Here is a 25,717-nt window from a genome sequence, read left to right on the forward strand (position 1 = left end):
TATCTATCACCTCATGGACATAAACCGACCGGCCAAACCAAGGATGCCATGGATAAAGAACCTCGCGCCGGTCGGTAACGTGGGTGTACTGGCGTTCAGTTGTACAACACCGTCAGGCCGCACAGCGCGTTGGGCTCCTGCCCGCCTGCGCCCGAAAGCATCGTCCCGATAGACCAGAGGCCCACGATGCACTAACAAACAAACCGGACTACCCGATAGGGGCACGCGACCGAGCGCGCTGAAGGCGGCAATGCTGGCCCTGTTTGACGAGTGCGGTGCGGAATATCCTGCCGAACACTATGTGGGGCACATGTACAAAGCCAAACCCGATTTGGCGGCGCATTACAAATGCTGCGATCCGACCAACTCTTTCAATCCGGGGAACGGGAAGATGTCCAGGGCGCGAAGCTACAGGTGATTAACGGTCACATGGGATTTGGGCGCGTGTGATAGGCATCCAGCAGGGCTTTGCCGTTTTCATAAAACGCAGTTTCACCAATCAGTTCTGTGATGCCGTAGCGATCCAGCTCGGCTTTCACATCTGGCTCGACCAGCGTGAAAACCAGCCGTATCCTCTTGGATCGCAGGAAATTGGCGATACTGCACAAAGTGAACCCGGCTGTGAAATCGACAACGTCAATTGCCGAGGCGTCGATGCAGAACCATGTCAGTTTGCCGTCTGCGTTCTGAACGATTGTTGTCACTTCCTCGGTGAAAATCTGCATGTTCGCGTAGTACATACCGTGTGAAAACCGGTAGATTACCAGACCGGGTTCGAACTGGTTTGGCGCTTCCAATCCCTTTGAACGCCAGCCACCGGACTCGGTGCGCAATACTACCGAATTCTTTGGGTGATATCCCCTGCGCGTGTGGTCGACCAGAGACAGGACCATGGCAAAAATGACGCCTTGCTCGACCCCAACCAGAACGACCACGGTGGCAGTTGCCGTGGCAACCCAGAACTCGGACCGGGCCTGCCTGTAAATTGTTGCCATTCCGTGCAGGTCGATCAGCTTGAGACCGATCAGGAAAACGATGGCCGACAGTGCTGCTGTGGGGAGATAGGCTAAAGGCTTGGTCAGAAACAGGATAACCAACAGAACTATTACCACTGTTGTCAGCTGCGCTACCTGGCTGCGCCCTCCGGCGCTGGTGACCATCTCGGTCTTTGTGGGGCTGCCATTGACCACAAATGTTCCCATGAATGCAGCCCCGAAATTTGCAAGACCCAGTCCGATCAGGTCCGTGTTTTCGTTGAATGTCTCATCATATCTTGAGGCGTATGCCCGCGATGTGGCTGCGCTTTGTGCCAGAATGACAACGAAGATGGACAGGGCCGTGGGAAGCAGTTGTTTGAACAAGGTCCAGCTCCACTGCACGTCCGGGATCGAGAAGGAGGGCAAACTGCCGGCAACCTCTCCCAACACCGAGATTCCGGAAATGTTGAATGAAAAGGCCCAACTGCACAGGATCACCCCGACAATGGCAACCAATGGCCCCGGGATTTTGCGCGCCAGTCTTGTGCATCCTAGGACAATGCCCAACACGGCTGATGAGACAATCACGGTTGGCCAGTTGACGTTGGATATGTTGAAGTAAACGTCCTTCAACCTTGCAAGTGTTCCGTGCCCAGCGGATTCGATGCCCAACAATCCGGGGATTTGACCCGTTGCAACCTGAATGCCCACGCCGGTCAGAAAGCCGACCAATACCGTTCTGGACAGAAAATCGGCCAGAAACCCCAGCCCGATGACACGCGCGGCAATCAAAAGCATGGCAGCCATAAGCGCCAGCAAGGATGCCAGTGCCAGATACTCAGACGTTCCGGACACCGCCAAGCCCGCCAGCCCCGAGGCGGTGATGGCTGCTGTCGCCGAATCAGCGCCGACAACAAGGTGTCGGGACGATCCGAACAGCGCAAACAGAGCCATGGGAATCAGGATCGTATACAGCCCGGACATGACCGGAGTGCCGGCGATTTTGGTGTAACCCATGACTTCGGGGATCGCGAGGCACGCAAAACTCAGACCAGCCAGCATTTCCGCCGGAAGGCGCGCGCGGTCAACAGGCAGAATGCCCTGCAGGATTTGCAGACGCGCCGCTCTCTGATTTCTGTCCTGTTTTTCCATGGGTTACCCTATACCCATTCAACCAGCGAACCGAATGTTCGAACCGTCAAGCCATCTTATAGGCAAATTTTCACAGGTAAATTGGGTGGCCTGAATTGCTGTTTTTTCCAGTTTTACAGTTATTTTCGCCGAACTACGGGAATCCCCCAATTTCGCTGGCTGCCGATCGGGGGTACACATGACTTACCGTACTTACCACACACAAACACGGTATATACTTTCCCCGATGAGGGGCTGGTCACACCCCCTCGACCGGCCCCTCTTAACTTTTAGGGGTTCGCGAAAGCCCAAGCCATTCGTTTGATGACTGACATCGTGTGAACGTACTTAGTTCTGGATCAATTTGGTCACGAGTGTCGGCAGTGTTTCGGACGCACTGTACGCAACGGTGTGCGGTATACTGGCCACCGGGGTTTTGCGGTACCCTTCCGTGAACAACAGAAACGGTATCCTGGCGTTTACAGCTGTTTCTGCATCGACTTCGCTGTCGCCGACATACAAGCGTGTGCCCGAGGTCCCAAGTGCTTTGAAGCTTTCCAGCAGGTGGCCCGGATCCGGTTTGCGAATTGGCAATGTATCACCGCCGAAAACAACGTCGAAGAACCGGGATAGGTTGAGCGCCTCCAGCACGTGACGTGCGGGTGCTTCGGGTTTGTTGGTGCAGATACCAAGAAAGCACCCCATCTGTTTCAGTGTTTCCAGGGCTTCGGGAACTCCTGGATAAGGCACGGTCGTTGCACTGACGGCCGCATTATAATGCTTCAGTGTCTGTTGTGTGAGTTCCGCGTGGCGATCCATGGGCAAATCACAGTGTCGCATCAGGCGCTCGACCAGTTTGGGAAGGCCATTGCCAACAAACCCTCTGATCACATCAACGGGTACAGGATCGTGACCGACGCCATTCAGCGTTTTATTGGCCGCTGCTGCCAGGTCCCCGACGCTGTCGACCAACGTTCCATCCAGATCAAAAACAACTGCTGCGGTCACGTTTTGCTTGCCTTTCAATACTTGTACCAAGTCTTAACCCGTCGTTTTCAAGGGCGCAATCGGCTCAATGACACCTGATTTGAAACAGCGCTTGACTTACCTTACTAAAACAATCAGATTTAATGTCAGAAACGGAAAGCCAACCCTCTCGGGTCAGCCAGATCAAACGAAACGCAACAGGTATGGCACCATGCCGACTCGCTCTGGAGATGCCCCGATGAATGTACAGAACCCGACCCCAACCCAAGGTTATGCTGTCTCGATGTTGCCTGCGCACAAGGCCGAGGATTTGACCAAGGGTGGCCACCTGGCCCATATCGAGTTGGGCGACCAATTGTATACCCTGCGCATCACCCGTGCGGGTAAACTGATCCTGACGAAATGAGCGCGCATTCATTGCGCGGCGGTGCCGCGGTCGGCCGTCTGGCGGACCTTGATCCAGTCGAAGCGGGTGCGGTGATGTATCTGCGGATGTGGAGTCAGGGCGAAAGGGGTCGCGCTGATGTCGCGAGCGATTTTCGCATAGCGCTGGGATCAGATTATGGGCGTGCCGCCATGCTGACGCTGGATCGTCTGTGTTCGCTTTGCGCTACGCATTGTCGACGTCCGTTAATCAGGCACGGTCTGGGGTGTGCATGTTTGGGCGCGGATGAGAATTGTTTTGCCCAAATGGTTGCGGCTGCATCTGAAGGGGCACGCGAAGATGCGATGATGATGGCGTCACTGATCGTGCGCCCGGATTTTGCGCCTGCTCTGGCATCCCTGTCGGAGGAACTGGGCCTGACGCTCCGGCGTATGACAACGGGAAATGCGATTCCGACGACAGGCCACGATACCCGCACTGCCGTTTTGCATTGACTGTGCTTGCAGGACGGTCAAACCCCGGCAAAGCGCCGGGGTCAATCCTTCAGCAGCACCCGCATCCCGCATGGTGATGGTCGTGATCGCAAACCGGAGCAGGAGAGAAGTCACCGACCTCGGACAGCACGTCCCTTAGCGCCCACAGGATCATGTCCACATCCTCGGCCTCAATCGTCAGCGGTGGGCGGATTTTCAGGATGTTGTCCCTTGGTCCCTCACTGCCGATCAGAATTCGATGATCGCGCATCCGGTTTTTGACATAGCTGCAAATCTCAGTTCCTTCGGTTCCGTCGGGATTGATCAGCTCAACACCCAGAAACAGCCCCATGCCCCGTACATCGCCAACACAACCAAAGTCGCTTTCGATCTGGCGCAGCCCGGTCATCAGGCGGTCACCCATCTGACGTGCATTGTCCTGCAGGCCCTCGTCATCGACGATATCCAATACTTCCTTGCCGATCCGGCAAGACAGCGTCGATCCGCCAAAGGTCGAGAAGAATTCAATCCCGTTATTGAAGCTGTCGGCAATCGCCCGCGTCGTGACCAGCACACCCAGAGGGTGCCCGTTACCAATTGGCTTACCCATCACCACGATATCAGGAAGCGCGCCCTGATGTTCAAAGCCAAAGTAATATTCACCCAGGCGACCCAGACCCGTTTGCACCTCATCTGCAATGCAGACACCCCCGGCGGCACGGATTTTTTCATAAACCGCAGGCAGGTAACCCTTGGGCGGAATGATCTGTCCACCGACAGACGGGAAAGTTTCAGCGATGAACCCGGCCAGACCCTGACCCCGGTCCTGCAAGGCAGCAATGGCCGGGTCCACAAGATCGGCAAACTTCTGCGCCCGATCCGCATCGTCACGCTTGAACGAACCGCGATAGTCGTCCGCAACCTCGACCAGTTCGACCCAGTCGGCTTTCCCGATGCCACCGGGTTTGTTGAACTTGTAGGCCGATATCGCCACAGCCGCATTCGTATTGCCGTGATAGCCATGGTCTGGCGTCACGATCCCCTTGGCGCCGGTATGGGCACGGGCAAGCCGCAGGGCCAGTTCGTTCGCTTCAGTTCCGGAATTGACGAAGAAGCAGACCTCGAAGTGATCGGGCAGTTTGGACAGGATCTTGTCAGCAAAAGTTGTCTGTGCCGGATGCAGGTAGCGGGTATTCGAGTTCATCCGCTTCAACTGATCCGCCGCTACAGCTTGAATGCGGGGATGCGCATGACCCACATGAGGGACGTTGTTATAGGCGTCCAGATAGGGGCGGCCCCATTCGTCAAACAGGTGATGTTTCCACCCGCGTACGAGCATGACAGGGTCATCATAAGTCAGCGACAGGTTGCCGCCAAAGTGATCGCGGCGACCCTGCAGGATCGCCTGTTTGTCGGTGGGTTGGTAGAAAACCTTGTCATCCGGCAGGTTCAGTAAGGCCGCCGGGTTCGGGCAGACTGCGTGCCACAACTCCATCTCATCCGGATCGCCGACACCGGGCCAATCCGCCTCCATGCCATTGGTTGTCAGCGCCAGCTGGAAATGCACATGCGGTGCCCATCCGCCATTCTGGCTGGCGTCGCCCAACCGGGCGAACGCCGCCCCCTGTGCCACCGGATCGCCGGGTTTCAACCGGTCACAGCATTCCGGGTCCAGATGACCATAGAGCGTGTAGAACGGATCGCCATCCGGCGTTCCATGGTGCAGGATTATCACCGCACCGTAATCGAGGTGCTGATCTCGGTTCTCGACCACTTCGACCCGCCCGCTCATTGGCGCATGCAGCACTGTCCCGGCAGGTGCAAACACATCTACCGCCAGATGCACTGTTCGCCGATCCGAGGCTTTCCAAGGCCCTTTGCGAAATCCCGGCTCGGCATAGATCAGGCGGGGTTCGTTGTAATAGCCCAGCCACAGCCCTTCGCCGTATTCTTCACCAACATGTGCGGCCTCGGCCAATGGCATGTGGAAAGGGTTCTGGGGCCACACACAATTTTCAACCGACAACGACCCCATAGGAACATCGCTTAGGTCCTGACCGAACAGTTGGGAAAACCGGCCGCGATGTTCTTGCAGATACGCATGGATGCGTTCTGCGCCGTCCACGACCGGCAGCCCGCACGCTGCCCGAAGACGCGCAGACATCAGTCCGCCGTTGACGGATGCATTCTCAAGAAACCGCCACGCAGGTGCCTGCGAGATTGTCACATATGGATCGTCCGGGTTTTCGACCGCCATCAGGGTCGAGTTGAGGACAGATACTGCCAGTCGCATCCGCAGCAGAGGCCAGATCAGGTCGATCTCCTCGGCTTGCAGTCGGTTTGCGGCATGGTACCCCCGTATGAGAGCAGTTAATGCCCGCTCGGGTCTGGCATGATCTAGCACCACATAGGCCCCGGCGATCGCAAGGTCACAGACGCGCGGTGCTGCACACATGTCACCCAGATCAATCAGGCCGGAAACCCGCCTCCGCTCGCCCAATTCGCCTTCAACCAGAACGTTATAATCATTGGCGTCGTTGTGAATGGCCTGTTTCGGCAGGCCCTCAAGCCTATCCGTGATCGCCGTGAATTCGTTGCAGATATCCCGAAGCAACGCCTGACGCGCGGGATCGCTGATGGCGCCCAGTTTGTCACTGATCCAACCCGCTTGTGTCAGGTCCCATTTGAAATCTGGGCGGTGCAAAGCTTCATGCTGAAACCCCTCCAGCGCGCGATCTGTTGCGCCCAAAACACGACCCAATTTCAGGATCAGCTCTTCGGATTTCGGGTTCGCTTGTGCATAGCAGCGCCCGGGCAGGCGTTCCTGCAACCACACCAGCCGCGATTTCCCTTCGGAATCGGAAATTTCCGGCAACATTGCGCCGTTCAACGCCGGGAACACCTTGGGAAACGGCAACCCCGGTGCTTCCGAGGCGATATGCGCAAGCGCTTCGATTTGAAGATCTACCAGGCCCGCGTCACACCCCGCGCGCATGACTTTCAGCACATAGTCCTGGCCATTTCTGGCCTGCGCCAGAAAGTTTAGGTCATACTCGCCATCCAGCCGGGTCAACCGTGCGTCCAGCCCCCAGTGTTGGCGCAGCGCGTCTGCCCAGAAGTTCACCAAATCGCTCATTTCTTTCTCCGTCCCGCTCATCCGGGATCCTCTTCATCTGGCCGGAAATATCCTCGGGGGTGAATTGGCCCAAAGGGACAAGAGGGGGCAGACAGCCCCCTGGCCCCTCAATCCAAGGCACGCAAACGTTTGAACAGCGATGACGTATCCCATCGTCCGCCGCCCAGTTTCTGCACGTCCTTGTAGAACTGATCGACCAGAGCGGTCACCGGCAGAGACGCACCGGTTTCATTGGCCGTATCCAGACAAATCCCCAGATCCTTGCGCATCCAGTCAACAGCAAAGCCATGTTCGAACTGATCATCCAGCATGGTTTCATACCGGTTTGCCATCTGCCAGCTGCCCGCCGCACCCTGGCTGATCACCTCAACAACGGCCTTTCCGTCCAAGCCCGCTTTTTCGGCAAAGTGCAATGCTTCACTGAGACCCTGAACCAGTCCGGCAATCGCGATCTGGTTGCACATCTTGGTCATCTGGCCCGCGCCGCTGGCTCCGAGTCGACGGCAGATTTTGGAATAGACGTTCATCACCGGTTCAGCCGCATCATAAGCTGCCTGATCGCCGCCACACATAATTGAGAGAACGCCGTTTTCAGCGCCCGCCTGACCGCCCGAAACGGGGGCATCCACAAAAGCGATACCCTCAGATTGGCCAGCCGCATAAAGTTCGCGCGTGACCTTTGCCGAAACTGTCGTGTGGTCGACAAAAATGGCCCCTTCGGACATGCCCTGAAACGCGCCGCCCTCTCCGGTGCAAACCGCGCGAAGGTCGTCGTCATTCCCCACGCAGGCCATGACAAACTCAGCACCCGTGACGGCGTCTTCCGGAGTGGTCGCCATCGCGCCGCCATGCTGCGCGACCCAGGCCTCGGCCTTGGTGGTCGTACGGTTGTAAACGGTGACGTCATGGCCTGCGGCTTGCAGATGTCCGGCCATGGGATAGCCCATGACACCAAGGCCAAGGAACGCGACTTTTGCCATTTTGTGATCCTCTCCGCTGTTCGGTCGGCTTCCGCGAAACAGGCCTGACCGAAATCTCTGGCGAAGACAAAGCAAAGCTGCGCCCAAAGGGCAACCCCAAGTCAGCCTTTCCCACCCAGATCTCGTAGGATTGGGCAATCGGGCCGGTCGTCCCCGGCGCAGGCGTCGATCAAGTGACTTAGCGTATCGCGCATGGCGTTCAGGTCTGCGATCTTGGTTTCGATCTGAACAAGATGGTCGCGTGCAACCTGTTTCACGTCGGCACTGGCACGGGTCTCATCTTCGTAGAGTGCCAGCAGGGTCCGGCAATCCTCGATGGTGAACCCAAGCGCCCGGGCGCGACCCAGAAAGTTCAGCTTATGCACGTCCTGGTCGCGAAACCGGCGATAGCCATTGTCGTCGCGCATTGGTTTGATCAGGTTAATGTCCTCATAATACCGGATCGTCTTGGCGGGCAGGCCAGTGCGGGCGGAAACATCTCCGATGTTCATGCGTGCACCTCTTTGGTGGCCGTACCTGATGTTTCCGGCAGGCTGGCGCGAATGCGGCGCAGGCGCAGCGCATTCGAGACCACAAAAACGCTCGACAGTGCCATTGCACCAGCCGCCAGTGCAGGGGATAGCAGATAGCCGCCAAACGGGTACAGCGCACCGGCAGCCACCGGTATCAGAAGGACATTGTATCCGAAGGCCCAGCCCAAATTCTGGCGAATATTCTTCATTGTCCGGCGGCTGATCTCGGTCGCATTCGCGACGCCCCGCAAATCACCGGACATGAGGACAACGTCGGCTGTTTCGATGGCCACATCCGTGCCGGTACCGATGGCGATGCCGATATCAGCCGCCGCAAGAGCGGGGGCATCGTTGATCCCGTCACCTACAAAGGCCAGCACTCCGAACCGGTCCCGCAAAGCCGTTATTGCATCTACCTTGCCATCAGGCAGTACCTCGGCAGTGACATGATCAATCCCCAGCCGGTCGGCCAGAGCCTGCGCCGTGCGCGCGTTGTCACCGGTGATCATGGCCACGGTTAGCCCCATTTGGTGCAACCGGTCCAGCGCCTCCACTGTGCCGGGCTTGATCGGGTCAGAAACGGACAAAGTGGCCGCCGCCTGCCCATCCAGAGCCACGAACAGAGGAGTTGCCCCTTGAGCGGCACGGGTTTCGGCCTCATCCGTCAGAGCTCCAAGGGTGATCCCACTCTGCTGCATCAACCGGTGCGACCCGATTAACACGTCGCGGCCTTCGACCAACCCTTGCAGGCCAAGCCCGGTAAGCGAACGGACATCCGATGCCTCTGGCAGTGTCGCGGGCCCCGCTCGGGTGATGGCGGAAGCGATCGGGTGTTCCGACCTTGCCTCAAGGGCTGCGGTCAGCCGTAGAACCTCCTCCCGGTCAAACCCCTTAGCCGTTGTCACGCTGTCCAGTTCGGGGCGCCCCAGCGTCAGGGTTCCGGTCTTGTCCAGCGCGACGACGCGCGCCTGCTGAAGCTGTTGCAACGCATCCCCCTTGCGGAACAAAACGCCCATTTCTGCCGCACGCCCGGTGCCCACCATGATCGAGGTTGGGGTCGCCAACCCCATTGCGCAGGGGCAGGCGATGATCAGAACTGAAACACCTGCGACAAGCGCAAGGGGAAGGGCCGGGCTGGGGCCGAAGATCAGCCAGAGCGCGACGGTGATCACCGCAACAGCGATGACCGCAGGAACAAAGCGATAGGTAATCCGATCCACCAACCCCTGAATAGGCAGTTTCGCGCCCTGCGCCTGCTGCACCATACGAATGATCTGTGCCAGAGCCGTGTCGCCACCGACCCGGGTGGCGCTTACCCGTAGAGCGCCGGTGCCATTCACGGTGCCGCCGACAACAGGCGCTCCCACCGACTTGCCAACAGGCACAGGCTCGCCGGTGATCATGCTCTCATCAACGTAAGAGGTGCCTTCAAGCACTTCGGCATCCACCGGTACACGCTCGCCGGGGCGAATGTGCAGGATATCTCCGACAACGATTTCGGCGATTGGCCGGTCCTGTATCTGTCCGTCTAGTTCGACCCGTGCGGTTTTTGGTTGCAAACCCACCAGTTTTCGGATCGCAGCCCCTGTTTTGCCTTTGGCGCGTGCCTCCATCAACCGGCCGAGAAGGATCAGAACCACGATCACCGCGGCCGCTTCGAAATAGACATTGGCCGTACCCTGCGGCAGCAGGTCGGGCGCGAAAGTGGCCGTGACCGAATACAGATAAGCCGCGCCGGTCCCAAGTGCTACCAACGCGTTCATGTCCGGCGTGCCCTGCATCAGCGACGGGATACCTTTGCGGTAAAACACACGGCCCGGTCCGATCAGCAGAGCCGAGGTCAGGGCAAATTGAATCAAATGGCTCGTCTGCGTTCCCATGGTCGCCTGTATCCAATGGTGGAAGGCGGGGATCACGTGCCCGCCCATCTCAAGAATGAATACGGGCAGGGCCAGTGCCGCTGCCAGTATTGTGGAACGAACCAGCCGCTGAATTTCATTGTCTTCCCGGCTTTCTGGTTCGGCAACGCTTTGGATACGCGCAGGGTATCCAATTCCGGTAACAACCTGAGCCAGCGCCTCGGGCGTAGTTGCAGCTGTGGCGTAAGTCACCGAAGCCGTCCGAGTTGCCAGATTGACCTGCGCTTCGATCACGCCAGCGGTGGACGCCAACGCGCGCTCGATCTTGCCAACGCAGGATGCGCAGCTCATGCCCTCGATGCTCAGATCCGCATGACTTGTTTCAGCCGGATAGCCGGCTGCATCCAGCGCCGCAGTCAGGGACGAAACCGGCCCGTCAAATTCCACCTGCGCCGTCTTGGTCGCGAAATTGACCGAGGCCGCATCAACACCAGATACATTACGCAGCGCAGCCTCGACACGGCCCACACAGGACGCGCATCCCATGCCGGTGACTTTCAGTTCTGTCAGTGCTTTTTGCGCCATGCGACTCATCCCACGTGGTTTCTGCCCTCCAGATGGGGGTTCCAGTGACAGGAAGGTCAAGGGGGTCGCGGCAAAATTCTACGATCCCGGCCCGCGCATGTTACGCTCCATTAAGCGCTGATACAGGCGTGGTGACAGACGGTTGAGCCACCACGACATGTGTGCAACGCGTCCGACCGGGATCATGGGCTGCGATTTGTCCAGTCCGCGCAGGATCGCCACGGCGGCGCTCTCGGGGCTCATTTCGTCCATTCCGTCCTTGGCCGATCCGGGGCGCGCGGTTCCGTCGGGTTGCTCCATTGCGTTGTCGGGGTTGGTGGCCACAAAAGACGGCGCTGCAATCTGAACCTGAACACCATGTGGCTTTTCTTCGGATCGAAGCGATTTGAAAAAACCCTCAAGCGCGTGTTTCGAGGCTGCATAAGCCGTGCGATGGCAAAGCGGAGCGAAACCAGCCACCGACGAGATAGCCAGATGCGTTCCCTTTGACACGCGGAGAGGCTGCAAGAATGCACGAGCCATCTCAACGGCTGCAAAATAGTTGATATCGAACAGTGCACGGTGACTGGCCGTGTCAGCCTGATCAAACCCCCGAATTTGAGTAACCCCGGCGTTGTAGATGACCAGATCAATGCTGTCGCTTGACGTGATCGCCCTTTGAGCTGCGTTGGCGAGCTGTTCGGGGTCAGTCAGATCACAGGCAATTGGCAGTTGGTTCGGTTCTGTTTGCAGACCGGATACATCAAGATCCAACAGCACCACCCGCCACCCACGGGCTTGCAATGCGCGGCTTAGAGCCTGTCCCAAACCGCCCGCACCGCCGGAGATGACCGCGGTTTTCATAACCCGGCCTGCTGTTGCCAGAGCGCAAAAACCTCGGCGCTGGTTTTTTCGGGCACATAGCCGAATTCAGATTTCAGGGCGGAGTTGTCCAGAACTGGCCGATATTGAAGGAACCGTACCTGTTCCGGCCCATAGCGAGATAAACCCAGTGGGCGCGCTACGGCTAGGGCCGCTTTCAACACCCATGCGGGCAGGCGCAGAACCGGTTTTCCCAAGGCGCGGGCCAAGTCGGTCACGCCCATCGTGCCGTCACCGGCGACGTTGTAAATTCCGGCTGGCCCGTCGGTTGCTGCACGCTGAAGGATGCGTGCCAGATCCCGGGTCCAGATAAAGACAAACGGGCATTCGCTGCCGGATACCGCCAGCAATCGTGGCTTGTGAAACAGGGCTGTGATCTGGTTTTCGGTTCCAGCCCCCAGAACCGTGCCCACGCGCAGAACAACCTGCTCAAGATCGGGGGCGGCGCTGCGGGCTTCGGCCAAAATCTCTTCGACCTGACGCTTGTGATCTGAATAAGGAAACTCGGGGTTGCCGCGCAATGGGTCGTCTTCGCGCAACGGTACAGGATTGTCTGCATGATAGCCATAAGCGGCACCGGACGACGTAACGACCAACCTGCGCACTCCGTTTGCGATAGCGGCATTCACCACATTGCGCGTGCCTTCGACATCGACAGCATACGCTACGGCGCGCGCCATCTTCGGTGGCGGCGTCACGACAGAAGCCAAATGCACAATCACATCCGGTTTCACCTTGGCAATCACACGTGCAGGAGCGTCGGTAGTAACATCCATGGACAAAAATGAGACGTCTTCAGGCAGGTTATCCGGGCGTTTCAGATCGGTTGCAAAGACCTCGTGCCCCACAAATTCGGGTAACAGCGCTTGCCCGACCATCCCGGCAGCGCCGGTAATCAGGATGCGGGTCATCGTGCGGCCTCGGTTCGTGCCATGACCGACGCCAAAGCCAGGCCCGAGATAGCGTGCCACACTCCCCAGAATGCGGCGACCACGGCCATGCCGCCAAGACCGTTGAAAAATGCAAAGATTAGGACAAGCCCAAGTCCAGAGTTTTGAATTCCGGTCTCAATGGTGATGGCGCGGCGGTCAAAGGGGGACAGCCCGGTCAGAGTGGCCACAACCCAACCGCCCCCCAGCGCCAGGGCATTGTGAAGGATCACTAGCCCGGCAACAGCCCCGGCAAACCCAAGGAAAAACCCCCAGTTGGCAGCCAGAGCAAGTACGATAAACCCAGCAAAGATACCCATCGACAGAAGTTGCAGCGGTGCGCGTAACCGTGCCGTCAAGGCGGGAAGACGTTGATTCAGCGTAATTCCCAGAACCAGCGGCAGGATCAGCATCAGACCGACCAGGATTGCGATCTGCATTGGGTCGATCTGGGTCTGTTGCAGGATTGCGCGGGTCGGTGGGTAAAGCCCGCCCCAAAGCGCAATGTTGAAAGGTGTCATAAAGATTGCACCGATGGTGGCGAAGGCTGTCATCGACACCGAAAGCGCTGCATTCCCGCCCGCGCGGTGGGTGATGAAGTTCGAGATATTGCCCCCTGGGCAGGCCGCGACAAGGATCAGGCCAAGCGCAATTGACGGTTGCGGTGCGGTAATCCACACCATCACAAAGGTCAGCGCAGGCAGGACGACGAGTTGTGAAATCAATCCGACAACCACTGGTTTGGGCGCGCGCCTTAAACGGTCAAAATCCCGAGGTGTCAGGTCGATGGCAATCGAGAACATCACGATTGCCAGAATGGCATTCAACAGCGTCAGAGACGCCGGACTGAAATTCAGTGTGATCTGGTCAATGCCACTCATGCGATGGCCTTCCGCAGTCGGTCGATCCAGCCGGTGACAGCCTTTCTGTACGTATTCTTGTCCACGTAATAGGCCATGCGGGGCAGGTCGATATAGTTCATGCCTCCGGTGGCGCGCGTATAGTCTTTTTGCTTTTCTGCTTGCAGATCGGCCGCCACGGGGCAGCCGTGTCGAAGCCCCTTGATGTAGCGCGCCACCATCTCGGCTTGCTCGTGCCTGCCCTGCCAGCCCAGACCTGTGGCCTCGACCATGCCCAGCACGAACAGATCGTCCCGTTCGGGATGGATCGTGTTCAGATACAGATGCGGGGCATCGCCTTGCCAGTTCAGCAGGTCCTTGTCGATAAACGGGTAGTGCAGTTTGTATCCGGTCGCGGCGAGGATCATGTCATAGTCGTCGCAGGAGCCGTCCTTGAAATGCACGGTGTGACCTTCCAGCCGTTTAATGTCCGGGCGGATTCTCAGATCGCCATGGCCTGCGTGATACAGAACCAGCGAATTCACCACGGGGTGGCTTTCGTAGAGCTTGTAATCCGGTTTGGGAAAGCCGTACTTCTGCGGATCGCCGACAAACCAGCCAAGGATCAGGCTGTCGACCTTACGCTTCAGCCACATCGGCAGACGGATCTTTCCGCCCATTGTGTCAGCGGGTTTGCCAAAGACGTATTTCGGGACGAAATAGTACCCGCGCCGCATCGACAGATCGCAGCGTTTCGCGTGATGGATCGCGTCCACTGCGATGTCACAGCCGGAATTACCTGCGCCCACGACCAACACACGCTTGCCGTCGAACTGACTGGGATACCGATATTGTGAGGCATGGATCAACTCGCCGTCAAATGTACCCGGAAAGCTGGGTACATTCGGTTCCGACAGGGTGCCGTTCGCAATGAGTACGCCGGCATATTCGGCCTGATGGTCGCCATCCTGATCCCGCCAGCACACGCGCCAACCGTCACCCGGATTGCCCAGCGGAGAGACCTGAGTGACTTCTGCATGGAATTTGTAATTCTCACGCAACCCGAAACGATCCGCAAATGCGCGGAAATAGTCGCGCATCGCCCGGTGCGAGGGGTACTCGGCGACCGCGTCATCCATGGGGAAATCCGCAAATTCGGTCATGCGTTTGGAAGAGATCAGGTGCGCCGACTCGTACATGGTTGATCTTGGGGCATCGATATCCCACAGACCGCCAACATCCGAATGCAACTCAAACCCCTGGAATGCGATCCCCTGTTCTTTCAGCACCTTGGCCGCGGCCAAACCCATTGGTCCCGCCCCGATCAGGGCGAATTCGTCGCGCGTTTCTGTCATGAACCCTCCCAAAGTTCGTGAGGTTTAAATTGAACGAACGACCAAAATAAGGCAAGATGAAATTCATGACGCTGAAAAACGTAGAAAAACCAAGACAAAGGGCACCGTCCAAGCGGTCTTTGGAAACCAAAGCGCGGATCATGGATGCCGCCGAAACAGTCTTTGCTGAACGCGGATTCGAAGGTGCGTCGATCCGCGATATCGCTGCGCTTGCAGGCGTTCAGGTTGGCCTTGTTCATCACCATGGCGGCGGCAAGGAGGAGCTGTTTTTTCGCGCCATAGCACGTCGTGCTGGCAAGCTGGCACAGATCAGAACAGATGCGCTGAACAGGGCCAAAGGGGCGGGTCCACTGACACTGCGCGGAATCTTGGACAGTTTTATCCGGCCTTATGTGGAACTGGCAGAAACAGGCGGTTCGGGATGGATGGCCTATGGGCGCCTTGTGGCGCATGTCTCGGTCGATCCCCGTTGGCGCGATGTCGCGGCAGAGTGTTTCGATCCGACCGCCCGGCTTTTTATCGACGAAATCGCTGCTCTTTATCCAGATGTTGACCCTGCGCTGCTGGCCAGCGGCCAGGTCTATTCCGTTTCGGCAATGCTGGCGCATCTCAACAGTGGCTGGCGGGTCGGGGCCCTGTCGCAAGGCGGCAGGGTGTCAGAAGTGGAACGCCTGATCGATTTTTGTGCAGCCGGTATCGAAGCGATGGTTCAGACCAGTCGCGGTTGAACGCGCGGCATTGCTATTGCTGCAAATGGTTGAACAGGATGGTGCTGAACACAGAAGGTGGTGATGTTCGGACGGCGCTAGGCGAAGCAAAAAAACCAAACATCATTATCATAAGGATCAGGGCCGCTCCGGCAAGGCACGCCGCAGAAAGCTGAAAGACCGAACGAACCATTGGCTTATTCCCTGTTTATACTCAATAAAATCTGTGGTGTCTTACGCGTCACGAGAGCTTTGACAGCTCTTGTTTCAGCCTTTCATTTTCAGCCTGCAACTGCGCGAGTTGCTGGCCCAAACTGTTCAGATGCGGTCGCAGTTCGGCTTCGGTGAAACGCGGCGTGATGTGGCGCGGGCAGTTCCAGTCAAGCGCCTCAACACGTATGATCACCGCCCGCTCTGCAGGGGCTTCGGCCTCTTCTGGATACAAGCTGGCAGCGGCGGCTTGACCCTCCGTGAATTCGACACGCCCCAGGATCTTTAAACGACGTTGATTGGCGTAATCCATCAGGATCAACGCGACCCGATCGTTGCCGTCCAGATTCCCGCGCGAGATATACTGTTTGTTACCCGAAAAATCGGCATATCCGATGGTTTGCGGCCCCAGTACTTTCAGAAACCCGACCGGCCCGCCGCGATACTGCACATAAGGCCAGCCTGTTTCAGACACCGAGGATTGATAAAACCCGTCGCGCGCCTGAATGAACTGTTTTTCCGGCTCGCCGATCAAATGGCCCTGTTGCGGGCCACTTTCAATGAATTTGGCATAGGTTTTTGCCGATCCCATCCGCTCCTGATGGGCACGGACGGTAGGGGTGAAGGTCAGTTCGGAAAACGCACGCGGCACGGTATGTCCTTTCAAAGACCCAGATCAGAAAGCCCGAGATGGTCATCGGGGCGTTCACCCAATGGCCAATGGAACAAGCGGTCGCTTTCGGCTATGGGGTGATCGTTCAGCGAGGCATGCCGATGCGACATGCGCCCGTCTTCGGCAAATTCCCAATTCTCGTTGCCATAAGACCGGAACCACTGACCGCTATCGTCGTGCCACTCGTAAGCGTAACGAACGGCGATGCGATTACCGGTAAAGGCCCAGAGTTCCTTGATCAGTCGATAGTCCAGCTCCTTGTGCCATTTACGGCTTAGGAAGGCGTGAATTTCGCCATGTCCTGACAGAAATTCCGCCCGGTTACGCCACTGACTGTCATCTGTGTATGCGGGGGTGACGCGGTCGGGATCGCGGCTGTTCCAGGCGTTTTCGGCCATGCGTACTTTTTGTGTGGCAGTTTCGAACGTGAAGGGGGGAAGTGGGGGGCGGGACATGGTGCAGGGGGCTTTCAGGTCAGAGAGGCGGCAAGGATGGCCAGTGTCAAAAGAAATGGAACGTACTGAGGGGGGAATATGCTGGCGCGACGTTTCATCGGTCAAATCCTCTGGTGTACTGATCGGTTAACTTTCTAATAAGGTGTACCGATCTGTTAACTTTTGCAAGGGGAAAAGCAGAAAATTTTCCACGCGTTTCAAGGCGAGCCATGAATTCTAATGAAAACAATGATTTGTGTTAGGTCGGTTGTACTTCATGTTTCGGGGTAATATGTACAGAACGGTACACCATGGAGCCGAATCATGCGTCCAAACAAACGGGATGAACTTGTCAGCAAAGCCCTGAAGGTTTTTTACCGCGACGGGTTTCACGCGACCGGCATGGATAAGCTGGTGGCGGAAACGGGCGTGTCGAAAACGTCAATGTACAAACATTTCCGCACCAAGGAAGACCTGATCGTAGCCGCTCTGCGCCTGCGGGATGAGAATTTTCGCGAGTGGTTCTATCGGCGCATCGAAGAGATGGCAGAAACACCGGCCGAGCAACTCATCGCTAGTTTTGATGCCTTGAAGGAATGGTTCGAGGAGGATGGGTTCCGGGGCTGCATGTTCATCAAGGCCGGGGCTGAATATCAGGATACAGATCATCCGATCCATGTGCAGGCTGCCGAACATAAGCAGCTGTTGCTGGAGCATTTCACGTCCGTCGCTGAACAGGCTAGTGCGCGTGATCCTCAGAAACTCGCCAGCCAGATCGTGTTGTTGCAGGAAGGGGCAATCGTGTCCGCGGTTTTGCTCAAGAATTGTGATCCTGCGGAAGACGCCAGGGATGCAGCACAGCAATTGCTGGCATTGGCGCTGAGTTAATTTCCTTAAAAACAAGCAGGTTCTTTTAGTTACTTAGCAAAGAAACGTTGCGTTGTTCGAAGTCGGAACGCCACGTCACGTGGATTGGCGGGAATCGGGCCGACCGTTAGGCTTTTGCGAAAGACTGTTTGGAGAGCCTTTGATGTCACTTTTCACTTCGACCGCGGCATGGGTCACCGACGAACACCGCATGTTCGCGGATATGGCTGGCCGGTTCATGGATGACGAACTGTCGCCGAATATCGAAACCTGGGTTGAAAACGGGGCCGTTGATCGCGACTTCTGGCGCAAAGCGGGTGAAACCGGCCTGATGGCTGGTGCAATCCCCGAAGAATATGGCGGCGTCGGCGGTGGTATGGGCTTTGACGCCATCACCGCGTACGAACAGGGCGCACGGGGCGACGCCGGCTGGGGCTATGGTATTCAGTCGATCGTGACCCATTATCTTACCGCCTATGGCAGCGAAGATCAGAAACAGAAATGGCTGCCCAAAATGGCTTCGGGCGAGATGGTCGGCGCACTTGCCATGACAGAACCCAGCACCGGCTCGGATGTTCAGGCTGTGCGTACAACGGCCGAGAAAGACGGAAACTCCTACCGGCTGAATGGCTCGAAAATCTTCATCACGAATGGCCAGGCGGCGGATCTGATCATCGTGGCCGCCAAGACTGACAAGTCCGAGGGCGCGCGGGGTGTGTCATTGATCGTGGTCGAAACCGAAGGGGCCGAGGGGTTTCGCAGGGGGCGCAACCTCAAAAAACTGGGGATGAAGGGCAACGACACGGCCGAGCTGTTTTTCGAAGATGTCAAAGTACCGATGACGAACCTGCTGGGGGCTGAGGAAGGTCAGGGGTTTTATCAGCTGATGAAGCAACTGCCATGGGAACGGCTGAATATCGCGATCATGGCGCTGGGTTCGATCGATTTTGCCATTGCCGAAACGGTAAAGTACGTGCAGGAGCGCAAAGCGTTCGGTCAGCGGGTGATGGATTTCCAGAACACGCGTTTCAAACTTGCAGAATGCAAGACCAAGGCCGAGGTTCTGCGCAGTTTCGTCAATGACTGTATCGGCAAGCTGGAGGCAGGCGAACTGGATGCGGCCACCGCCTCGATGGCCAAATACTGGGGCTCGGAGGTGCAGAACGAAATCATGCACGAGTGCCTGCAACTGTTCGGCGGATACGGTTTTATGATGGAGTACCCAATTGCCCGTCTCTACGCAGACGCCCGCGTGCAGATGATTTACGGCGGCACCAACGAGGTCATGAAAGAGGTGATCGCACGGTCGCTTGACGTTTGAAGGTATCCGGGCGGCCTCTTGCCTGATGTCATCATTCCTGACGGAATGCTCGCTTCTGTTGGACCTCGCAGGCCCGTGCTTGCGGGGTTTTTTCGTTGTTGACCCGACCACAGTTGCCCACTTGCAAAGGACGTGCAGCGGTATGATGATCCGCCGAAAAGACTCAGAGGTCTGACGTGAACGATCCCGAACAAGCCTTGTGGCGGACTACATGTACCGAAGCAGTCACTGCTCTGCCGCTGAGCAGTGACAAAACTGTCGATCTGGCCATTATAGGTGGCGGATATACCGGGTGTTCAGCTGCCTTGACGGCAGCCCGTACCGGCGCTTCGGTCTGTTTGCTTGAAGCGCAGAAGATCGGGTTTGGCGGGTCAGGGCGCAATGTCGGTCTGGTCAATGCCGGGCTGTGGCTGCCACCGGATGAGATCCGCGCGCATATCGGTGCAGAGGCTGGTGATCGCCTGATCGATCTGCTGGGCAAAGCACCGTCAGACGTTTTTTCCCTGATCGAAGAACACGGCATCACATGTGAGCCCATTCGCAACGGAACCCTGCATTGCGCGCATTCCGCCTCGGGCCTGAAGGACCTGCAAACGCGACATGCGCAGCTAAGCGGGTCTGGCGCGCCGGTAGCGCTGCTGTCGGCGGATCAGGCCCGTGACCGGACCGGCAGCGATGCTTTTCATGGGGCGTTGTTCGACCCTCGCGCAGGAACAATACAACCCTTGGCTTATGTCATGGGATTGGCGCGTGCCGCGTCTCAGGCCGGGGTGCAGATCCATGAACAAAGCGCGGTGCAGACCCTTCGGCACGAAGGTGGGCAATGGGTGTTGACCACACCGAGCGGGACTGTAAGGGCCAAGTCCGTCATTCAGGCAACCAACGCCTATCACCTTGGCTTGCCAGATACTGCGCCTGCCTATGTTCCCGTTTATTACTTTCAATACGCTACGGCCCCGCTGTCGCATAATCTGCGCGCCAGCATTCTGCCGCAGGCAGAAGGATGCTGGGATACCGGGCTGATCATGACGTCCTTCCGGCTGGATCAGGCGGGGCGGATGATCATTGGCGGCATGGGTGATCTGGGGAATGCAGGACGCAGCGCGCATACCGGATGGGTCCGACGCAAACTGGCTGAGCTTTATCCTCAGCTTGCCGATCAGCCGTTTGAACAGGGTTGGCACGGGCGGATTGCCATGACCTCGGACCATATCCCGAAAATCACGCAGATTGGCCCCAACGCTCTGGCCGCGCACGGATATTCCGGCCGTGGTATCGGCCCTGGCACGGTGTTCGGGCGAATGATGGCCGAAAGTCTTCTTGCAGGTGAGCTTTTTTCGCTTTTGCCCGTTCCTGCGGTGCATGAGCATCGCGAAAGCTGGACGCGCGTGCGCCGCGCCTTTTTTGAATCCGGCGCGGCGCTGACGCATCTGATAAAGGCGCGGATCTGAATTCAGACCGAGCGGGTAATGCCACCATCAACCCGGATATTCTGCCCGGTGATGTAGCCACCGCCTTCGGATGCCAGCAGGGCCACGACCGAGGCGACCTCGTCATAACTGCGCCCATAGCGCCCCATGGGAATGCGAGCGCGGAATTCTTCTTTTTCGGGCAGGCTGTCAATGAAACCGGGCAGGATGTTGTTCATGCGGATGTTTTCGGCAGCGTATTTGTCCGAGAACAGTTTGGTGAACGCGGCCAGCCCGGCGCGAAACACACCTGAGGTCGGGAAAACCGGGTCAGGTTCGAATGCAGCGAAGGTCGAGATATTGATGATAGATCCACCGCCCTGCGCCTGCATGATCGGTGTCACAAGCCGCGTGGTGCGGACCGCATTCATAAAGTAGACGTCCATACCGGTGTGCCAATCCTCGTCTGTCAACTCAAGGATCGGAGCACGGGGGCCGTGGCCGGCGGAATTGACCAAGACGTCAATGCGCCCCCAATGGGCCATGGCCGCATCAACAAGCTTTTGCAGATCCACCGTGGACTGGTTCGAGCCGGTTACACCGACGCCTCCCAACTCATGCGCCAGCGCTTCGCCCTTGCCCGAGGATGACAGAATCCCGACCTTGAAACCGTCTGCGGCCAGCCGCCTCGCGGAATCCGCGCCCATGCCGCTGCCGCCTGCTGTGATGAGTGCTACTTTCTCCATCTGAGATCTCCGTTTTGATTTGGTTTCAGGATGGCGAATGATTTGCGGTTTGACCAATCAGTTTTGTTGAGTACTCGTGACCGTGTCCGCAGCCGAACCTGGCCCGGGTCATGCGCAGCTGACGGCTGTCTCAGGTCTGAAGGGACGCTGCGATGGCTTCTATCCGGCCGCGTAACCAGCGATGGGCGGGGTCATTGGTCGATCTTTGATGCCAGACCATATAGATGGACACAGGCGGGCAGGCGAAAGGTAACGGTGCGCAATCCAGCGCGGCAAGTGGGCCCTGTTTCATCAGTGCCGTATCTGTCGAGATCAGGTCGCTGCCCTGCACAAAGGCCGGGATCGCGTTGAAATGCGGCAGGGTTACAACCGCAGGATTGATCTGGCTTTGATCAACGCCGCGCATCACGGCACGGGCGTTTCGGCCATCGGCAAATCGCACCTCGACATGGTCGCTGTGGCAATAGTCCTGCCAGCTGCCCGGTGGTCGGCGTTGCGTCGAGTCGTAGAACACCATCAGCGGGCTTTCGATCAGTCTTTTCTGGAAAATATCTGGTCCGTCGGGCGGCAGCGGGGTCAGCATCAACTGGCACCGGTCGCTGCGCAACAACTCGGGATCGGGCACACCCGATGGGATGAATTCCAACCGCAGGCGCGCGCCTTCGGCGCGGGTGTGACGCAGCAGCTGTGGAAAGATCAGCTCTCGTGGCATGTCATTAGTGGCAATGCGGATGTTGATCTGTTCCGACAACGGATCGAACGGTCGGCCGTCGGTCAGCGCGCGCATCCCGTCCAGCACCTTTTGCGCAGGCTCTTTCAGGGACAGGGCGCGTTCGGTAGGCGTCAGACCCTGACCTGAACGAACAAAGAGCGGGTCGCCCAGAACCTGCCGTAGTTTGGCCAGTGTATGACTGATCGCAGATTGCGTAACCCCCAGCCGATCTGCGGCTTTCGAGACCGAGCTTTCCTCGAGTATCGTCAAAAAAATGCGTAGAACCTTGCCATCAAGGTCAGTGAAATCAATTTTGCTCATACTATTTATGATTAATCATGAATGGTATTGCTGTCCATGGCGGGGTACGGGACGGGCATCAACAGGAGATATTCGATGGGGATCCGTCTATTCTCGGACAAAAACCGGCCCGTTCATATGGGCGGTTACCCGCTGGAGCGTTTGGCCCGGCAAAATGACATGCCGGATCTGTCGCTTGTGCCCCCTTTGGCCGAGCTGAGTTTCCGCCGACCGGAACACCGTGACAGCATCGTCAATGCGATGGGTGAGTTTCAGGCGATGATGGACGCCATCCGCGACGGAATGGTGAACCCGGTTGCCTCGGAGATTCCATCGAACCCGCAGGAACGGGCCAACCACATTAAAGCATTCGGCTATTTCAACGATGCGTCGATGATGGGGTGCGGACCGCTGCCATCTGATGCGCTGTTGCCCGAGGCCCGCCGCAATCCCGATATTGACCGGCTTGCCCACGCTTTGCGCACCCGTCAGACCAAAACGCTGGCATCCGGGATCGACGTCATCATGGCTGATCTGAAAGACAGTATGGAGGCCGCGCCCAAGCCAATCGACAGCCATCGGCACAGCATTGTCTTTCTTTACGAACACAACCGCGACCCCGACCTGTCCGAACCCGGAGCTGATTGGATTGTCGACGCCCAGGATCATCGTGCCTGTCTGCTGGCGACCGAGAACGCGGTGGTCATCGCCAATTACATCCGCCTTTTGGGCTTTGACGCGCGGGCGCACAGCATGATGTCGACCGACGTTGATTTGGGCAAGCTGGCGGTTGCCGCTGGGCTGGCTTCGGTCGAGAATGGCGAGGTCGTCGTGCCCTGGCTGGGCAAGCGCTTTGGTTTGGCCGCTGTGACGACTGAGATGCCGATCGCCCATGACAAACCGCTCAAGCCTATGGCCGATCAGCCCTGGTTCCGGACGCAGGGGCCGGCATGGTGGTTGGGAACGGGCTTTGCCAAGAACGCCCTCAACCGTGACCCCTATGCCAAGCGGCGCTATGTGGACGGGGCACATCCGTTTGAGAAACTCAAACGGGTCGAGACACCTACGACCTTTATTGACGAAGAGAATGTCGCTCGCGTGCCCAAGCGTGCGGATATGTTTGCCCGGGCGCAGTTTGGAGATATGGGCAAGTCGCTACAGGACGCGGCCAAAGGTGGGTACTACGTACGCAAGGCAGCACCGAGTTTTGCCCAACGCCGCGCTTTGGGTGCGTTTGTGCTGTTGCAGGACGGTGAAAGCGCTGACGCGTCCAAGCAATCTGACGCGCAACGCAACGCAGCAAACATCAAGGCTGCGACTTATTTTCTGGGGGTCGATGCGGTGGGTCTCAGCCGCTGCCCGGAATGGGCCTGGTATTCCCATGACGCGACCGGCGAAGAAATCGTACCGCCCCATGATCAGGCCGTCAGCATGATCATCGATCAGGGATATGAGACTATGGAGGGTGCCAGCGGCGACGACTGGATCAGCGTCGCTCAATCGATGCGCGCCTATCTGAGATTCTCCTTGCTGGGTGGCGTGATTGCTCAGCAGATCCGCAATCTGGGCTACAAAGCCAAGGCGCACACGGTGATGGATGGCGAAGTTCTGCAACCTCCGCTTTTGTTACTGTCCGGTCTGGGCGAAGTCAGCCGGATCGGCGAAGTGATCCTGAACCCCTATCTGGGGCCCCGCCTGAAATCAGGCGTGGTGACCACCGATATGCCGATCGCGCATGACAGGCCCATTGATTTCGGTCTGCAAAGCTTTTGTGAGTCTTGCAACAAATGCGCGCGCGAATGCCCATCGGGCGCGATCACGGCTGGGCCAAAGCTGATGTTCAACGGCTATGAAATCTGGAAATCCGACAGCCAGAAATGCGCGACCTACCGCGTGACCACTCCGGGAGGCGCAATGTGCGGGCGGTGCATGAAGACCTGCCCCTGGAACCTAGAGGGTATCTTCAAGGAGCGCCCGTTCCGTTGGGCCGCGATGAACATCCCCTCGGCGGCGCCTGCATTGGCCAAGCTGGATGATGCGGTTGGCAATGGCGGTTTGAACGACACCAAGAAATGGTGGTGGGATATCGAGTTGCAGCCCGACGGGGCGTATCGGCCAACAACACACCCTTTGAACCGGCGCGATCTGCAAAAGGATCTGTACCTTAGATACGAAGATCAGACATTGGCGGTCTACCCGGCCTATCTGGCCCCGCACCCCTGGCCCTATCCGTTTGCAATGGATCGCGAGGCAGGAATTGCCGCCTATGAGGCCTTGGTGACAGCCGAAGAGTACAAGGCGCGTAAAGCTGCGGGGGATATGTCGATCATTCATCGTTATCAGGTCGCAGGTGACGCGCCGGTGATGCGGGTCGCTGTGACCAAGGTCGACAAGATGACCTCGGATGTCACCAAGTATGAGTTTTCCTCCCTTGACGGTGCGCCGCTTCCTGAATGGTCCGCAGGTGCGCATCTGGATGTGCTTGTCGCGCCAGAGTTCCTGCGCCAATACTCCATGTCTGGCGACCCGTCGGAACGGGGGTCTTATCAGATCGGTGTTCTGCGCGAGGATGAAGGGCGGGGTGGCTCGGCCTTGCTGCACCGAATTTTCAACGAAGGGCGCAAGGTTTTCATCTCGAAACCGATCAACCATTTCGAACTGAACGAAGGGGCGTCCAAAACCTTTTTGATGGGGGGTGGTATCGGTATAACCCCGATGATCGCATTTGCTCATCGCCTGCATTCATTGGGCATGGATTTCGAGTTGCACTACTCGGCCAGCACGCGGGGTGGGGCGGGGTATCTGGATGATCTGGCGGGGATGCCCTGGGCGAACCGCGTCCACTACCATTTCTCGGATGAAGGCTCGCGCGCTGATCTGGATGCGATCCTGTCGGGGTATCAGCAGGGATGGCACGTCTATACATGCGGGCCTGATCGGTACATGGAAGGGGTCATGCAGGCCGCGGAACATCAGGGTTTCCCCGAAGAGGCCCGACATCTTGAGTATTTCTCGGTCCCGGAAACCCCGGACTACGAAAACCACCCATTTATCCTGAAACTCGCGCGTTCAGGTAAAACGTTGCCTGTGCCCGCAGACAAGGATGCCGCTCAGGTTCTGAACGAGGCGGGTTTTCGCGTGGATGTGAAATGCGCCGATGGTATCTGTGGTGTGTGCAAATGCGGTGTCCTTTCGGGCGAGGTCGAGCATCGGGATTTCGTGCTGTCCAAAAAGCAGCGCCAAGGGGCGATGATTCTGTGCCAAAGCCGCGCTGCGGAGCCGGATGGTGTGATCGAGCTCGATCTGTAAGCATGGTCAGAAAGCGACCT

At 57.8% G+C, this 25,717-nt stretch carries 21 protein-coding genes and 1 pseudogene; 8 read left to right on the forward strand and 14 right to left on the reverse strand.

Features of this window, described 5'->3' with window-relative positions:
- Positions 1-229: 229 nt before the first annotated feature.
- Positions 230-418, forward strand: a pseudogene (locus ACR0BF_RS16270) (D-lactate dehydrogenase); the annotation flags it as partial.
- A 7-nt stretch (positions 419-425) separates the two neighbouring features.
- Here the strand turns inward: ACR0BF_RS16270 and ACR0BF_RS16275 are convergent.
- Both ACR0BF_RS16275 and gph read right to left on the reverse strand, forming a co-directional pair.
- Positions 426-2,129 (reverse strand): SulP family inorganic anion transporter, encoded by a 1,704-nt coding sequence (locus tag ACR0BF_RS16275; RefSeq protein ID WP_480625320.1) that lies wholly within the window; start codon positions 2,127-2,129, stop codon positions 426-428.
- A 327-nt stretch (positions 2,130-2,456) separates the two neighbouring features.
- Complete coding sequence (gene gph / locus ACR0BF_RS16280) at positions 2,457-3,116, reverse strand: phosphoglycolate phosphatase (RefSeq protein ID WP_480625321.1); 660 nt, start codon at positions 3,114-3,116, stop codon at positions 2,457-2,459.
- Positions 3,117-3,333: 217 nt separating this feature from the next.
- Between gph and hemP the strand changes: the two genes are divergently transcribed.
- Entirely contained in the window at positions 3,334-3,501 is a 168-nt protein-coding gene (hemP, locus tag ACR0BF_RS16285) for a hemin uptake protein HemP (protein WP_209504713.1), read from the forward strand.
- The gene (locus ACR0BF_RS16290; RefSeq protein ID WP_480519073.1) at positions 3,498-3,974 is read left to right on the forward strand and encodes a hypothetical protein; all 477 of its coding nucleotides are present in this window, start codon (positions 3,498-3,500) and stop codon (positions 3,972-3,974) included. Before hemP ends, ACR0BF_RS16290 begins: the two co-directional genes overlap by 4 nt.
- Before the next feature lie 49 nt (positions 3,975-4,023).
- On the opposite strand, the gene ACR0BF_RS16295 is transcribed toward ACR0BF_RS16290, so the two are convergent.
- The 8 genes from ACR0BF_RS16295 to ACR0BF_RS16330 all read right to left on the reverse strand — a co-directional run bounded on the left by ACR0BF_RS16295 (position 4,024) and on the right by ACR0BF_RS16330 (position 15,009).
- Positions 4,024-7,089, reverse strand: coding sequence for an aminotransferase class III-fold pyridoxal phosphate-dependent enzyme (locus ACR0BF_RS16295; RefSeq protein ID WP_480519071.1), 3,066 nt, complete (start codon positions 7,087-7,089; stop codon positions 4,024-4,026).
- A 107-nt stretch (positions 7,090-7,196) separates the two neighbouring features.
- A complete protein-coding gene (locus ACR0BF_RS16300) occupies positions 7,197-8,207 on the reverse strand; it encodes an NAD(P)-dependent oxidoreductase (RefSeq protein ID WP_480625322.1) in 1,011 nt (336 codons plus the stop codon).
- Entirely contained in the window at positions 8,171-8,560 is a 390-nt protein-coding gene (gene cueR / locus ACR0BF_RS16305; protein WP_209504709.1) for a Cu(I)-responsive transcriptional regulator, read from the reverse strand. Before cueR ends, ACR0BF_RS16300 begins: the two co-directional genes overlap by 37 nt.
- Entirely contained in the window at positions 8,557-11,025 is a 2,469-nt protein-coding gene (locus ACR0BF_RS16310; RefSeq protein ID WP_480625323.1) for a heavy metal translocating P-type ATPase, read from the reverse strand. The genes cueR and ACR0BF_RS16310 overlap by 4 nt, the downstream gene beginning before the upstream one ends.
- A 78-nt stretch (positions 11,026-11,103) precedes the next feature.
- Positions 11,104-11,868 carry an SDR family NAD(P)-dependent oxidoreductase gene (locus tag ACR0BF_RS16315; RefSeq protein ID WP_480519067.1) on the reverse strand — a complete coding sequence of 255 codons (765 nt, stop codon included), beginning with the start codon at positions 11,866-11,868 and terminating at the stop codon, positions 11,104-11,106.
- A complete protein-coding gene (locus ACR0BF_RS16320) occupies positions 11,865-12,797 on the reverse strand; it encodes an SDR family oxidoreductase (RefSeq protein WP_480625324.1) in 933 nt (310 codons plus the stop codon). Before ACR0BF_RS16320 ends, ACR0BF_RS16315 begins: the two co-directional genes overlap by 4 nt.
- Positions 12,794-13,696 (reverse strand): bile acid:sodium symporter family protein, encoded by a 903-nt coding sequence (locus ACR0BF_RS16325; protein WP_480475601.1) that lies wholly within the window; start codon positions 13,694-13,696, stop codon positions 12,794-12,796. Before ACR0BF_RS16325 ends, ACR0BF_RS16320 begins: the two co-directional genes overlap by 4 nt.
- The gene (locus ACR0BF_RS16330) at positions 13,693-15,009 is read right to left on the reverse strand and encodes a flavin-containing monooxygenase (protein WP_480625325.1); all 1,317 of its coding nucleotides are present in this window, start codon (positions 15,007-15,009) and stop codon (positions 13,693-13,695) included. The genes ACR0BF_RS16325 and ACR0BF_RS16330 overlap by 4 nt, the downstream gene beginning before the upstream one ends.
- A gap of 65 nt (positions 15,010-15,074) precedes the next feature.
- Between ACR0BF_RS16330 and ACR0BF_RS16335 the strand changes: the two genes are divergently transcribed.
- Entirely contained in the window at positions 15,075-15,737 is a 663-nt protein-coding gene (locus ACR0BF_RS16335) for a TetR/AcrR family transcriptional regulator (RefSeq protein ID WP_480519061.1), read from the forward strand.
- A gap of 220 nt (positions 15,738-15,957) precedes the next feature.
- Here the strand turns inward: ACR0BF_RS16335 and ACR0BF_RS16340 are convergent, their stop codons facing one another.
- Together ACR0BF_RS16340 and ACR0BF_RS16345 are read right to left on the reverse strand one after the other, a co-directional pair.
- A complete protein-coding gene (locus tag ACR0BF_RS16340; RefSeq protein ID WP_480475608.1) occupies positions 15,958-16,578 on the reverse strand; it encodes a pyridoxamine 5'-phosphate oxidase family protein in 621 nt (206 codons plus the stop codon).
- Positions 16,579-16,589: 11 nt separating this feature from the next.
- On the reverse strand, positions 16,590-17,054 hold the full coding sequence (locus ACR0BF_RS16345; protein ID WP_480475610.1) for a nuclear transport factor 2 family protein: 465 nt from the start codon (positions 17,052-17,054) through the stop codon (positions 16,590-16,592).
- A gap of 303 nt (positions 17,055-17,357) precedes the next feature.
- Here ACR0BF_RS16345 and ACR0BF_RS16350 point away from each other — a divergent pair, with 303 nt between their 5' ends.
- The 3 genes from ACR0BF_RS16350 to ACR0BF_RS16360 all read left to right on the forward strand — a co-directional run bounded on the left by ACR0BF_RS16350 (position 17,358) and on the right by ACR0BF_RS16360 (position 20,672).
- On the forward strand, positions 17,358-17,921 hold the full coding sequence (locus tag ACR0BF_RS16350) for a TetR/AcrR family transcriptional regulator (protein WP_480493663.1): 564 nt from the start codon (positions 17,358-17,360) through the stop codon (positions 17,919-17,921).
- Positions 17,922-18,063: 142 nt separating this feature from the next.
- Positions 18,064-19,221 (forward strand): acyl-CoA dehydrogenase family protein, encoded by a 1,158-nt coding sequence (locus ACR0BF_RS16355; RefSeq protein ID WP_480625326.1) that lies wholly within the window; start codon positions 18,064-18,066, stop codon positions 19,219-19,221.
- Between the two features lie 176 nt (positions 19,222-19,397).
- Entirely contained in the window at positions 19,398-20,672 is a 1,275-nt protein-coding gene (locus ACR0BF_RS16360; protein ID WP_480625327.1) for an NAD(P)/FAD-dependent oxidoreductase, read from the forward strand.
- 2 nt (positions 20,673-20,674) lie between these two features.
- Here the strand turns inward: ACR0BF_RS16360 and ACR0BF_RS16365 are convergent, their stop codons facing one another.
- Both ACR0BF_RS16365 and ACR0BF_RS16370 read right to left on the reverse strand, forming a co-directional pair.
- Positions 20,675-21,376: an SDR family oxidoreductase gene (locus ACR0BF_RS16365; protein ID WP_480475618.1), complete on the reverse strand. Its 702-nt coding sequence runs from the start codon at positions 21,374-21,376 to the stop codon at positions 20,675-20,677.
- 130 nt (positions 21,377-21,506) lie between these two features.
- Positions 21,507-22,409 carry a LysR family transcriptional regulator gene (locus tag ACR0BF_RS16370; protein WP_480487667.1) on the reverse strand — a complete coding sequence of 301 codons (903 nt, stop codon included), beginning with the start codon at positions 22,407-22,409 and terminating at the stop codon, positions 21,507-21,509.
- Positions 22,410-22,484: 75 nt separating this feature from the next.
- Here ACR0BF_RS16370 and ACR0BF_RS16375 point away from each other — a divergent pair, with 75 nt between their 5' ends.
- A complete protein-coding gene (locus ACR0BF_RS16375; RefSeq protein WP_480625328.1) occupies positions 22,485-25,697 on the forward strand; it encodes a reductive dehalogenase in 3,213 nt (1,070 codons plus the stop codon).
- Positions 25,698-25,717: the final 20 nt, after the last annotated feature.

The organism is Ruegeria sp. AG7, assembly GCF_056541545.1.